Source organism: Marinobacterium lutimaris (genome assembly GCF_900108065.1).
In the GTDB taxonomy this organism is placed as follows: Bacteria; Pseudomonadota; Gammaproteobacteria; order Pseudomonadales; family Balneatricaceae; genus Marinobacterium_D; species Marinobacterium_D lutimaris.
Window position 1 is genome coordinate 423,854 of sequence record NZ_FNVQ01000001.1, and the last position, 12,609, is coordinate 436,462.

Below are 12,609 nucleotides of genomic sequence, written 5' to 3' on the forward strand. Positions count from 1 at the left end.
CGCTGCGCATTACCATAGCGCGCCTGATCATTCAGTCAGGATCGCGCTATGGCTTCCCGCCCCGATAGTTTTCAATCCAGTCCCGCGCCCGGCCCTCAGTCCAGCTCTGCACTGCGCCTGTCGCTGCCGGTGATGTTTGGTTACATACCCCTGGGTATCGCCTTTGGGGTGCTTTTTTCCGACCTGGGTTATCACTGGCTCTGGGCCACCGCCATGGGGCTGTTTATCTATGCCGGCGCCGCCCAGTTTCTCGCCGTTGGCCTGATCGCCAACCACGCCGGTCTGTTCGAGGTATTTGTAGCGATCCTGCTGCTCAATGCCCGTCATCTGGTTTATGGCTTGTCGCTGATCTCGACGCTGGATCTCAAGGGCTGGCGTCGCTGGTATTTGATTTTTGCGCTGACGGACGAGACCTATTCGCTGCTCAGCATCACCCGGTCAGGCTCTCAAAACACACTGCAGCTGCGTATTGCGGCGTTAAACCAGGGTTACTGGGTGTTTGGCTGTACGCTTGGGGCCTGGCTGGGCAGTCGCCTGGATCTGCCGACGCAGGGGGCGGAGTTCGCGCTGCCTGCGCTGTTTACGGTGTTGGCCATTGAGCAATATCGAGCCGTACGGCGCCCGCTGCTGTTTCTGGCGGCTCTGGCCGTGGCGGGCCTGGCTCTAATGATCAGCGCGGATAATATGCTGATGATCGCGATTCTGTTGGCAGTGTCTTTGTTGTTGATGGCGCGGGGAAGGGAAGCAAGTTAATGGCAGACGGTTATCTTATAGCGTTTATCGCATTGGCCACGCTGGCCACTTTTCTGACCCGGGCGCTGCCTTTTCTACTGCTGTCTAAGCAGGCGGACCACCCGCTTCTGGCTTTTCTTGGACGTTATTTGCCGCCAGTGCTGATGGTCCTGCTTGTGGTTTATGCGCTGAGAACGCCTTTGGTTGAAGGTGACGGACTGGTTCAGTCGCTGGTTGCGCTGACCGTAGTCACTGCGCTGCACCTGCTGGCGCGTAACGCGTTGATCAGTATTCTCGGCGGAACGTTCTGCTACATGTTGCTGGTGCAGTCGCTTATGCCTCTGGGAGGCTAGCAGTCGCGCTGTAACCCTTGATTACAGGGTTTCTGGGCAAAACATTTCGTGCAGCGTGCGGATAATCCGTTTTGCGGTGTCGCCTTCCAGCGAGTAGTAGATGGTCTGTGACGCGCGGCGGGTCTTGACCAGTTCATCTTTACGCAGCACGGCGAGATGTTGGGACAGGGCGCTCTGGCTCAGGTCCAGGCGGCTGTTCAACTCGCTGACTGATAGCTCCTGGCCATCGAGATGGCAGAGAATCAGCAAGCGGCTGTCATTGCCCAATGCTCGCATAAGTTTTGCAGCGCGGCCGGCATTTTCCTTCATCAGGGCCAGCATCTCACTGCTGTCCGCTTGCTCGTCTGCGGGCTGTTTGTTTGCTTGGCTCACGAGTTTATCTCCGTAATTCGAGTCGAGGCTTCTCTTGGATTTTGCAGCTGCAGGATGAAGGGGAATCCTGTAAAGCTGCATGAAAACCTGAACGATAATGATTCCCGATTATACAACAATCGACTTTTCACTCATACCGGCGACTGATAACTATTTAAGCATTATTGATTTCTAATATAGATTAAATATCAGTGCCTTCCAGTGGATGTTCACCTGTATTGTCGCGCGAATACCCCGCTATTCAGCGCGCAGGAGACAGGCTTCAAACCAGCAAAGCCTGCAACAATTGCGCGGCTCTACTTCATCTATGACCGGATTTTTCTGTTATCTATCCTTAACGCGGCGTTGTCTGCGAGGGTCGTTGATACCCTCGGTGATGACGCGGTTGCGACCGGCTCCCTTGGCTTTGTAGAGCGCCTTGTCCGCGCGCTTGATCACGCTGTCGGGCTTTTCATCCGCCAAGCGCCAGGCGACACCGATGCTAATACTGACCTTTACCTGCTCGGTGGCAGCACCGGTTTCCTCACGTGTCTTGCGTCCTCTGCGGTCGTTGCGCGGACGCTGCGGCGCGCGCACCTTCATGGGATAGTCCGCGACGCGCTGGCGCACGGTATCCAGGGCCGAAACGACCTCCTCCTCACGCTGGCCCCTGAATACGATGGTGAACTCCTCGCCGCCATAGCGGAAAAGGGAACCGCCGGCTGTCACCTTGTTAAGCTGCGCCGCGACCATACGCAGAACCTGGTCGCCGACATCATGGCCGTAGGTGTCGTTGAACTGCTTGAAGTGATCGATATCCAGCATGGCGATACTGTAATGACGACCGAGATTGCTCAGATGATGCTCCAGCGCGCGGCGGGCCGGGACGCCGGTCAGGGTGTCGACAAAGGCCATGGCGTAGATGTGCATAACGACCGCGCAGACACAAAGAAGCCCTGCGCTTGCCAGGAACAGCATGCCAAGCAGGGGCTCCTTCATTGTGTGCAGCGCCAGCAGCTGGGCGAGCAGGCTGCCGAACATGGCAACTTCGTCAATGGTGCGGCGGGTCAGTGTCAGCACCAGGTAGAGCGCCAGTATCGGCAGGGATAACCAGAAGATTGCGCGCGTCAGCATGGAGTGCTCGGCTACCACTTCCAGAAACGCGCTGGGTAGTCTTGGCAGCCACAGGGCCAGTTGTTGCGGATATTGCCAGGCAAGCAGCAGCAGACCGAAGGGGAGCAGTAATCCGCCCCATTGCAGAAGCCCGCGGCGGCTGAGAATAGCGCTGTCTCGCGGTATCAGTAACCAGGCATAAACCAGTGGTAGTAGCAGGCTGATGCCGCTGAACAGAACATAGGCGTCCGGGTTGTCGAGGCCTCGGTCGCTGGCGGCTCCGAGTAGCAGGGCGCTGCAGCCAAGGGCGACGGACGCCAGCGCTATGCGGCCGCGTTTGAAACCGCTGGCCAGAAGCAGAGCGCATAACGCCATCAGCAGGGGAAGGCCTTCGAGCAGGCGTTCCTGTACCGGATCTGCCCGCTGGGCAAGTGGATAGATTACCCAGGGCAGGGCGATCAGCAGCAGCGGCAGCAATAGGCGAAGGTAGCGGAACACCGGAGTCATATTCCTCGGAGCGGTATGGGAGGATTGTAGCACGACGGCGACAACTACATAGATTCTCCATCATGGCGGGTGTAGTGGAAGTAGCGGATTCAACGATTCATTGTTTGAGCTCACTCCCCCTCGGATCTTTGCTGAGTTCAGGGGCGAGAAAATTGCCAGCGGGCGCTATGCTTAAATCGGCAGGCGGGCCTGCCTGGTCGGCGCGAAGAAAAGGAGAGAGTTGATGTTCAGCAAGCTGCTGGTCGATATAGACGAACAGAGGGAGCATCTCGAAATGCTCGAGAAGGCCGTCAGGTTAAGTGGCAAAGAGGGGCATCTTGAACTTTTCTGTTGTGCCTACCAGCCCTTTATAAAGGGCGCCGGCGTCTTCAGCGAAGAGGCAGAGAAGCGTTCCCGTCACGCTTATATGGTGCAATGTGAAGGACGTCTCGATCATCTGGCCGAGCGCATACGTATCGACCCCCAGCGCATAGGGACCGATATCGCCTGGGATGACGACGGTGCCCATGCTCTGCTGCGTAAGCGCGAGCGCTTCGGGGCGGATCTGGTGATCTATCCGGTTGCGCCTCAATCCACACTATTACATCACCTGCTGGCGCCCGAGGACTGGAAGATATTACGAGAGTGTCCGGTGCCTTTGCTGATCAGTCGTGACAGGGTCTGGCCAACTCATCCACGAATAGCCGTCGCCATAGACCCGTTTCATAGCCGCAATGAGCCTGCATCGCTGGACGCGAAATTAATGCAGATAGCGGAAGCTCTGTCGCTGGAGCTGGAGGCCGAGCTGCACGTACTGCATACCTACACCACACTGCCGGAGAGCGCTGTATTTGATGAACACCAGGTAACGGACTTCGGCTATCTGCAGAAGAAAGTGGTCGAGGAGCATCAGCAGCGGATGGCGACCTTGCTGGCGCCCTGGAGCGATATGGCTGGCGCCCCGGAGGTTCATCTGCTGGAGGGGGAGCTACATCAGTTGGTGCCGCAGTTCTGCAAGGAGCAGGATGTGGATCTGCTGATTATGGGCAGTGTGCCGAGAGGTGCGCTCGAGCGCCTGCTGTTGGGCAGCAGCGCCGAGCGTATCCTGGACCGGGTCAGCTGTGATCTGATGGTGATCAAGCCGGACTGAGCTGCTTAGAAGTCGAAGTCTGCCCACACCGGCGCATGGTCAGACGGCTTTTCCATACCGCGGATCTCATAATCGATCCCCGCTTCCTGGCAGCTGTTCAGCATCGCAGGCGTTGCCATGATCGCATCGATACGCAGGCCACGCTTGGGATCATCGTCAAAACCGCGGCTGCGGTAGTCAAACCAGCTGAACAGATCGTCCCGTTGCGGGTGGCAGTGGCGGTAAGTGTCGGCCAGGCCCCAGTCATACAGGCGCTGCAGCCATTCGCGCTCTTCCGGCTGAAAACTTGTCTTACCGGTTTTAAGCCAGCGCTTGCGGTTTTGCTCACCGATACCGATATCGATATCTGCCGGCGAGATATTCAGATCTCCCATCACGACCAGGGGCTGGGTCGGGTCGCAATGCTCAGTCAGGTGGGTCAGGAGATCGGCATAGAAACGACGCTTGGCCGGAAACTTGGTTTCATGGGCGATGTTCTCTCCCTGAGGGAAGTAACCGTTGATGACGGTAAAGCGGTTGCCCGCCTCGCTCTCATACTCCCCGATGATCAGGCGACGCTGGGCGCCGTCCTCGTCAGAGATAAAGCCTTTCTGTACCGATAGCGGCGGTTTCTTGGATACCAGGCAAACGCCGTAATGGGTTTTCTGGCCGAAATACTCCACGTGGTAACCCAGTGACTCGATCATATCGACCGGAAACTGATCGTCAGCCACTTTGCTTTCCTGAATACCGATCACGTCCGGTGAGTGGCGCTCGATCAGCGCTTCCAGCTGATGCTGGCGGGCGCGAATACCGTTGACGTTGAATGAGACTAATTTGGTCACTGCGGATCTCCCTTGGATCGAGGCTGACGTGGAAGCGGTGGATACTAACAAAATTGTGGCGCCGGGGCGGCTAATGGGTTGATAGATTATGTTTATCTGCTGTGTTTGTCCGTTCAATTGGCCTCTATGGGGTGAACCGGTTAAGGTTGCGCAATTGGATGGAAACTATCAGCGAATCGGGAGTAACGAGCGTGTCTGATTTTGATTACGATCTTTTTGTCATAGGTGCCGGCTCCGGCGGTGTACGTGCCGGGCGTATGGCTGCGGGCCGTGGTGTTAAAGTGGCCATAGCGGAAGATCTTTACCTGGGGGGCACCTGTGTCAATGTGGGCTGTGTGCCGAAGAAGCTCTACGTTTACGCCTCCCATTACGCAGACGGTTTCCATGAGGCCAAGGGGTTCGGTCTCAACGCCGGTGACGTAAAGTTCGACTGGCCGACCCTGAGAGATAACAAAAAGTCAGAAATTGCCCGGCTGAACGGCATTTACGGCAATATGCTGCGCAACTCCGGTTGTGACCTGATCGATGGCCGCGCCGTGATCACCGGGCCGAACAGCGTCGAGGTGGCGGGCAAGACCTACACTGCAGAGCGTATTCTGGTCGCCACTGGTGGCTGGCCGTTCGTGCCGGAGTTTCCGGGCAGTGAGCATGTGATCAGCTCCAACGAGGTGTTCGATCTGGAGTCTTTCCCCAAGAAAGTGATCGTGGTTGGCGGCGGCTACATCGCGGTCGAGTTTGCCGGCATCTTTGCTGGCCTCGGGACCGAGACCGAACTGCTGTATCGTGGCGATATGATCCTGCGTGGCTTTGATGAAGAGATTCGCCAGTTCACCGCCAAAGAGATCGCCAAGAAGGGGGTTAACCTTTCGCTCAACACTAATGTGGTGCGCATCGATAAGCAGGCCGATGGCTCGTTACTGGTCGAGCTGACCGACGGTCGCAGGGTTGAAGCGGATCAGGTTCTCTATGCTACCGGCCGTACGCCCAAGACCCAGGGGCTGGGGCTGGAAGAGGTTGGCGTGACGCTGGCTGATAACGGTGCGATCAAGGTCAATGAAAACTTCCAGAGCTCGGTGCCGTCGATCTACGCGATCGGTGATGTAATCGACCGGGTGCAGTTGACCCCGGTTGCCCTCGCCGAGGGGATGGCGCTGGTGCGTCACCTGTATGCCGAAGGCAGCGCCAAGGTGGATTACGAGTTGATCCCTACCGCCGTGTTCTGCCAGCCGAACATTGGTACCGTCGGTATTACCGAAGAGCAGGCGCGCGAGCGTTACGCCGAGATCGAGGTGTACAGCTCGGAGTTTCGTGCCATGAAACACACCCTGAGCGGCAGCGATGAGCGCACCCTGATGAAGCTGATCGTGGATAAAGCCAGTGACAGGGTTGTGGGTGTGCATATGGTCGGCGACGAGGCCGGAGAGATCATTCAGGGGATCGCCGTTGCATTGAAAGCCGGTGCCACCAAAGCGGTATTCGACAGCACCATCGGTATTCACCCCACCGCGGCTGAAGAGTTTGTCACCATGCGTCAGCCTACACGCAACTGAGCGATTCTCTGACGCGGACAAAGAAAACGCCAGCTTTGATAGCTGGCGTTTCTGCTTCTGCTGCGATGCTGGAGCTATCGCAACGGTAACGGCTGATCAGGCCCGGTCGATACTTGCTGTCTGTTGCAGAACAACCTGGTTGCGCCCCTGTTCTTTGGCCCGATAGAGCGCGCTGTCGGCGCGTTCGATCAATGTTTGAGTGGAATCTCCCGACGCATAAGTGGCGACACCAAAGGATGCTGTGATCGAACTGATCACATTGCCGGAGCTTTTCTGGCGAATGCGAATCGCCTCAATGCGTCGGCGAAGCTCCTCGGCCAGCTGCTCAGAGTCTGTCAGGCTGGCGCCAGGCATCAGCACCGCAAACTCCTCGCCGCCAAAACGTACAGGAATCAGCGGCTCCACGCATTTTTCCTTGAGGATGCGGCCGACATACTGCAGCACCTTATCGCCCATGAGATGGCCGTAGGTATCGTTGAAGTGTTTGAAGTGGTCCACATCGACGAGGATCATCGAAAAACCGGCAGGCAGATCGAGGTCGATCAGCTGGTTGATTTCCGTATCGAATACCCGGCGGTTGTAAAGGCCGGTGAGGACATCCATGCGGGCATCCTGACGGGTCTTGGTCAGCTCCTGGCGGAGCTGCTCAATCTCTTTTTGCGCCGCATCGATTTTCCGCTGGAAGCGCCGCGTGGATTCGTTGATCGCCTCGGTATTGGTGGCCAGCTCCTGAATGATCGAATCCAGTGACATGGCTGAGTCGGGATCTTCTCGAGAAGCCTGCAGCGCCGCAAAACTTTTGCGCAGCTGGTCCGAATAAGTATCTGCATCGCCCGCAACCGTGCCGGCTTGATCCTGCAGCATGGAGGTCAGTTTCAGTAGCCCTGTTAAAACCTCGCTGTTGCCTCCGGCAGTGTCGTTTTCCGCCAGGTGGTTCTGATACAGCTGTTCGCTGAGCAGGTTGGGGCAGGTGCCGTAGGTGTTCAGAGTAGTATCCAGTGCGGCATTAAGCGCCGGCACCTTTTTCGAGACGTAGGTGTACCAGAGAGCGTAGTTCAGCGGGTTGGGAGGAATGTTGTTGCGTACCATCAGCGGCAGCGCCTCGCGCAGATAGGCGGTGGCCTGGTTGGGCGCTTCGGTGTATTTCATTGCGGCTATCTCTCCTTCCTCGCTGGAATGCAACGCTAGGTTTACCTCTGGGATCAGGCCGGCAGCCAGACCCTCAGCTCACGGAACCAGTCCTGGCTGTTTAACTGCTCATGAAGCTGCAGTTCCAGGCTTTTTGCCTCAATTCCAATCTGCCTTAGAAGCTCGTGCATGTCAGTGGTTGCGCGCAGTTCAAGGTCAATATACTCAGGATGATAATAAAGTATCAGCTCATATTCAGGTGTTTCTCCCGTAATTCTGCTGATCGCGGCATCAAGATGATGCTCTATCTCCGCTCTTGGCGGCATGGCAGGCAGGCTGTCATCGTGATAAGGCTGGTCGTCATAGGTGTCGATGTGGACGATGACATGGCCAATATCGTCGAAACGATCTTTCAGTTTCAGTACCGCAACATCGCCGATATAGTGCCCCTCGGCCGCGCTGAGGTGAGGGTCTACCTGAAGATGCATCTCCAGCTGGCTCTGGCTGCCCATCTGACGGCTTTTGAAGCTGTGTACGCTTACCACCCCTTCAACGGCCAGCGTTGTCGCTCTGAGCTCTTTCACGCGCTCTTCGGGTAGCGCGGTATCGACCAGTTCAGTGACGCTACGGGCGACAAGATCCCAGCCGATCTTGCCGATCAATACTGCCACCACCACGGCGGCCAGGGCATCCAGCCACCAGATGCCCATCATGGCGCCGGCAAGAGCGATCAGGACCACGACAGAGGAGAGTGCGTCGGAGCGACTGTGCCAGGCGTTGGCGATAATCAGGTCTGACTTCAACGCCTTACCGATTTTCAGCGTGTAGCGGAATATCCATTCCTTGCCCACTATGGAAATAGCCGCAGCGCCCAGCGCCAGCCAGCCCGGTGGCGATGGCTGGGTGTCCGCTAGCAGGCGCATCACGCTTTCATAGGCGATCAGGGCGCCAACCGCGGCAAGGATGACTCCGAGTACTACCGTACCTATGGTTTCGAAGCGGCCATGGCCCCAGGGGTGATTCCGGTCGGGCGCCTGATGAGAGAGGCGCAGCACGACGATAACGATAATGTCGGTGAATAGATCGGAGAGAGAGTGGACGCCATCGGCAACCAGGGCTGCGGAGCTGGCCAGCAGGCCGACAACGATCTTGAGGATCCCCAGCGCCAGGTCAAGAACCGAACCGATCAAGGTGACCTTCTCGGCGGCCTTGCGGCGTTGATCCAACTGTTCCTGCATCGTCGGCTTCCCTATGGCGGCGTAGGCGGCAATATTACCCTGCTTTCCACACAGGGGCCAGTTGGCGCGTTGCCTGTGAACTATTACGAAAAAAACGAGTTTCGGGCCTTGACACTGTGCTTTTTGAATGTCGGGAATGTGACAATACTGAACAGTAGACAGAGCGTCGCAGATATGCCGGAAAGCGACCAGGTTGATTTGTGTTTATTATTATAAGTTGTTGTTATTTAAAGGATAAAAACAACTGGTTAAAAAATGATCAATCTGTGTGAGGCGACGGCATAGCGGGTGGTTGATGGGTATTTTGTGGCACTTTTCACAGTCTTATCCACAACAGATGTGGGTAGTGTCAGCCAGCCCCCATGGTTACTGAAGTGTTCCAGTTTTGTTAACAAAATTTTACGCTGTGGATTGCGCTATCGAAGCGGCTGAATCCAATCACAGACGAATAATTCAAATCGTTTGTTTCTAAAAGCAGATTGCCGTTATCCTCGTCCGGATAAGTCGTTTTTAAGCTCCGGGGAATGCCATGGATGTCGAATCGCTGGGAAAGTTGCTGCTCCCGTTTGCTCTGTTTCTGATGATGCTGGGCGTTGGTATAACGCTGGAGTGGCGTGATCTGGCGCGGGTGTTCCGTCAGGATGGCCGGGTGCTGCTTGCGGGCTTGACGGGCCAGATGCTGCTGTTGCCCTGTATCGGCGTTATTCTTTGTCTTGTGCTGCAGTTGCCTCCACTGGTGGCGGCGGCTCTGATGATCGTTACCCTCGCTCCTGGCGGTGTGACTTCCAATATGATCACCCTGGTAGCACGTGGTGACACGGCGCTGTCGGTGGCGTTGACGGCGGTGGGTAGCCTGATCACGCCTTTTACCTTGCCTTTGCTGACGGCGCTGGTGCTGAATTATGCGGCGCTCGGCATGGATCTGGGCGCTTTTCCCATCCTTCCCTCCATATTCAAGCTGGCGACCGTCACGCTGCTACCCGTCATTCTGGGTGTTTGTCTGAGAGCACGATTCCCGGCGATCTGCCAGACGCTCTACCCCTGGGTGAAGGGGCTGGCAGTACTGGGCTTTCTGGCGATGGTGGCGGTGGTGGTGCTGGCAAACCGTGAGCGTCTGCCGGCATTGATGCAGAGTTATGCCCATGTGGCGTTATTGCTTTCTATGCTGGCGATGGCGGCAGGTGCCGGCCTGGGATGGTTCCTGGGGGCCCCGGGGAGGGTTCGGCTTACGCTGGCCGTAGAGGTCGGCATTCAGAATGCGGGTACCGCCCTGATGGTTACAGGCGCGATGCTGGGCAGTGCCGAAATGTCCGCCGTGGTGCTGATCTACGGGGTGGTGATGCAGTTGCCCGCGGCGCTGTTGATGCTGTACCGGAACCTGCCGCTGAGGCGAGCAGGCGCCGCGGCAGGCTGAACGGGCTGTTTTCCAGGCTTAGGGGCGGGAAATAACCAGATCAGTCTGCAGTAGAGCTCTGTGCCGCGTCGTGGAGGGCTAGTCGATGCCGAGGTACTTGTGGGTCTGCATGCTCAGGTACCAACGAGGATGCGCCATGCAGTAGTCAACGCAGCGACGGGTGTTGGTTTCCTGCAACGGGCCATCCATCGGCTGCAGATAGAAGTGCTCAAAGTCGAGCTCTTCAAAGCGTTCCGGTGGCGCCAGAGACTGGGGATAAACCAGTTTAAGCTCGTTACCTTGAGTCACCACTATCTCCGTGTCTGCCTTGGGGCTGACACAGATCCAGTCGATCCCTTCGGGAAGAGGGCGGGTGCCGTTGGTCTCTATGGCAATCTCAAAGCCCAGACGGTGCAGCTCATCGATGAGTGCGCGGTCCAGCTGCAGGGCGGGTTCGCCGCCTGTGCAGACCACGTAGGGATTTCCCTGGCCAAGATCCGGCCATAGACTGGCGATGCGCTCTGCCAGGGCACTGGCGTCAGCGAATTTACCACCGCCCTGGCCGCCCGTGCCGACGAAAGCGGTATCACAAAAATCGCAGATCGCGCTGGCGCGATCCTTTTCCCTTCCGCTCCATAGATTGCAGCCGGAAAAGCGACAGAACACCGCAGGGCGGCCGCTCTGTGCGCCTTCGCCCTGAAGGGTGTAGAACATCTCGTAAACGCTGTACATCGCCTTAGCGCTCCAGCTCGCCGCCAAAGGCTGCCAGCAGTTGCGGGAACAGGCGGGTGTACTCCAGGCCCAGCTGAGTCACGTCCGCATCCAGGGCGGCCAGTTCCTCTTCGGGAGCCTGCTCTTCAAGCTGGTCGCGGTACTCGTCGGTCAGCTTAAGGCGATGCAGGGTCAGGTCGTCGTGCAGAACCATGCGCAACTGCTGCTCCCAGCAGAGTGCCAGTTTGCTCACTTCCATGCCGCCTTCGATATGGGCGCGAATCTCGCTGCTGGTGAGGTCCTGTCCCTTCACCTTGATGACACCGCCTTCATCCGCCAGCGTATCTTTGATTTCGCACTCCTGCTCCAGATCTATGCCTGCCGGCAGGTCGTGGTTGCCCATGACCCAGCCTGAGAGTGTGGCTCCCGGTGAGTCCTGGACCTCAGGTAGACGAACGCGCAGTGAGCCCAGAGCCTCACGCAGCTCGCTGAGCAGTTGTTCGGCCTTGGTAATAGAGGAGGCGTCGACGGCGATCCAGCCATGTTCGGCAGAGATCAGTGCGTGAGTTGGACGGCGGCGGGTAAAGGCGCGCGGCAGCAGTTCGAAGGTGACTTCCTCCTTCAACTGGGCGCGTTCCTTGCGGAACACCTTGCGGTCCTCCTCCTGCTCGATCTGCTCGACCTTTTCGTTCAGGGCGTCGCGTACCACGCTGCCGGGGAGGATGCGCTCCTCCTGCTGCAGGCACACAAGCAGATAGCCGGTGCTGGCGAATACCGGGCTTTCGGTCAGTCCGTAGGTGGGCGAGGTCCAGCCGGTGCGTTTCTGCTCGTGGCGGCTACAGGGCGTGAAGGGCTTGGCGAGAAGCGCCTGCTCCAGCTTTTCAGCATCGAAGTCGGTATCGGGAGTGAAGCGGTACCATACCGCGTTCTTGAACCAGAGCATTGCGCCTCCTGTCGGGGTTCAAAGGGATTGAAGCGAAGGCGCGCATTATTGAGTGGCTCTGCCTCAGATGCAAGGGGAGAGGAGGCTCAGGCCCCCTCGTAGGCCAGCAGGGTATAGACCGGCACGCCCGCTTCCTGGATCAGAGCGGAGCCTTTCAGGTCAGGCAGGTCGATCAGAGCAGCAGCCTCAACGACTTCAGCACCGAGCTTTTTGATCAGAGTGCAGGCCGCGAGAATAGTGCCGCCGGTGGCGATCAGATCATCGAACAACAGTACGCGATCACCAGCGCCGACCGAGTCGGACTGCATCTCGACGGCGGCGCTGCCGTACTCAAGCTTGTATTCCTGATGGATGGTGTCGCCGGGCAGCTTGCCTTTTTTACGTACCAGTACCAGCGGCAGGTTAAGCTGATGAGCGAGGATAGAACCAAACAGGAAACCGCGCGCATCGATACAGGCGATATGGGTGATCCCTGTATCCACGTAACGGTGGATAAAGGCGTCGGCAACCATGCGCAGTGCGCGCGGGTCTTTGAATATCGGGGTGATATCGCGAAACAGAACGCCAGGTTCAGGCCAGTCCGGAAGCGAACGGATAACGGATTTGACGTAAAACTCGTCGTACGACATGGGAAAGG

Annotated in this window: 13 protein-coding genes; 5 read left to right on the top strand and 8 right to left on the bottom strand. The window is 57.5% G+C overall.

The genetic code is table 11. The features are described from left to right. Window positions 1–48: 48 nt before the first annotated feature. Together C4S72_RS01970 and C4S72_RS01975 are read left to right on the top strand one after the other, a co-directional pair. Window positions 49–753, top strand: coding sequence for an AzlC family ABC transporter permease (locus tag C4S72_RS01970; RefSeq protein ID WP_104001392.1), 705 nt, complete (start codon window positions 49–51; stop codon window positions 751–753). Next, window positions 753–1,085 (top strand): branched-chain amino acid transporter permease, encoded by a 333-nt coding sequence (locus C4S72_RS01975; protein WP_104001393.1) that lies wholly within the window; start codon window positions 753–755, stop codon window positions 1,083–1,085. Before C4S72_RS01970 ends, C4S72_RS01975 begins: the two co-directional genes overlap by 1 nt. Before the next feature lie 21 nt (window positions 1,086–1,106). Here the strand turns inward: C4S72_RS01975 and C4S72_RS01980 are convergent, their stop codons facing one another. Together C4S72_RS01980 and C4S72_RS01985 are read right to left on the bottom strand one after the other, a co-directional pair. After that, window positions 1,107–1,394, bottom strand: coding sequence for an ArsR/SmtB family transcription factor (locus C4S72_RS01980; protein ID WP_132290479.1), 288 nt, complete (start codon window positions 1,392–1,394; stop codon window positions 1,107–1,109). Between the two features lie 387 nt (window positions 1,395–1,781). Beyond that, complete coding sequence (locus C4S72_RS01985; RefSeq protein ID WP_160115432.1) at window positions 1,782–3,047, bottom strand: GGDEF domain-containing protein; 1,266 nt, start codon at window positions 3,045–3,047, stop codon at window positions 1,782–1,784. 232 nt (window positions 3,048–3,279) lie between these two features. Between C4S72_RS01985 and C4S72_RS01990 the strand changes: the two genes are divergently transcribed. Next, window positions 3,280–4,185 carry a universal stress protein gene (locus tag C4S72_RS01990; protein WP_104001395.1) on the top strand — a complete coding sequence of 302 codons (906 nt, stop codon included), beginning with the start codon at window positions 3,280–3,282 and terminating at the stop codon, window positions 4,183–4,185. A 5-nt stretch (window positions 4,186–4,190) separates the two neighbouring features. Here the strand turns inward: C4S72_RS01990 and xthA are convergent, their stop codons facing one another. Continuing rightward, window positions 4,191–5,009, bottom strand: coding sequence for an exodeoxyribonuclease III (gene xthA, locus C4S72_RS01995; RefSeq protein WP_104001396.1), 819 nt, complete (start codon window positions 5,007–5,009; stop codon window positions 4,191–4,193). Window positions 5,010–5,200: 191 nt separating this feature from the next. Here xthA and gor point away from each other — a divergent pair, with 191 nt between their 5' ends. After that, on the top strand, window positions 5,201–6,559 hold the full coding sequence (gene gor / locus C4S72_RS02000) for a glutathione-disulfide reductase (protein WP_104003012.1): 1,359 nt from the start codon (window positions 5,201–5,203) through the stop codon (window positions 6,557–6,559). Window positions 6,560–6,655: 96 nt separating this feature from the next. On the opposite strand, the gene C4S72_RS02005 is transcribed toward gor, so the two are convergent. Next, window positions 6,656–7,708 (bottom strand): GGDEF domain-containing protein, encoded by a 1,053-nt coding sequence (locus tag C4S72_RS02005; protein WP_104001397.1) that lies wholly within the window; start codon window positions 7,706–7,708, stop codon window positions 6,656–6,658. A gap of 53 nt (window positions 7,709–7,761) precedes the next feature. Continuing rightward, window positions 7,762–8,925: a cation diffusion facilitator family transporter gene (locus tag C4S72_RS02010; RefSeq protein ID WP_104001398.1), complete on the bottom strand. Its 1,164-nt coding sequence runs from the start codon at window positions 8,923–8,925 to the stop codon at window positions 7,762–7,764. A 529-nt stretch (window positions 8,926–9,454) separates the two neighbouring features. On the opposite strand from C4S72_RS02010, the gene C4S72_RS02015 reads away from it, so the two are divergent. Further along, window positions 9,455–10,339, top strand: a complete 885-nt coding sequence (locus tag C4S72_RS02015; protein ID WP_104001399.1) for a bile acid:sodium symporter family protein — start codon at window positions 9,455–9,457, stop codon at window positions 10,337–10,339. 78 nt (window positions 10,340–10,417) lie between these two features. Here C4S72_RS02015 and queE read toward each other — a convergent pair whose 3' ends face one another. The 3 genes from queE to C4S72_RS02030 all read right to left on the bottom strand — a co-directional run bounded on the left by queE (window position 10,418) and on the right by C4S72_RS02030 (window position 12,601). Continuing rightward, on the bottom strand, window positions 10,418–11,050 hold the full coding sequence (gene queE, locus C4S72_RS02020; RefSeq protein WP_104001400.1) for a 7-carboxy-7-deazaguanine synthase: 633 nt from the start codon (window positions 11,048–11,050) through the stop codon (window positions 10,418–10,420). A 4-nt stretch (window positions 11,051–11,054) separates the two neighbouring features. After that, window positions 11,055–11,972 (bottom strand): recombination-associated protein RdgC, encoded by a 918-nt coding sequence (locus tag C4S72_RS02025; RefSeq protein ID WP_104001401.1) that lies wholly within the window; start codon window positions 11,970–11,972, stop codon window positions 11,055–11,057. A gap of 86 nt (window positions 11,973–12,058) precedes the next feature. Further along, the gene (locus C4S72_RS02030; protein ID WP_104001402.1) at window positions 12,059–12,601 is read right to left on the bottom strand and encodes an adenine phosphoribosyltransferase; all 543 of its coding nucleotides are present in this window, start codon (window positions 12,599–12,601) and stop codon (window positions 12,059–12,061) included. Window positions 12,602–12,609: the final 8 nt, after the last annotated feature.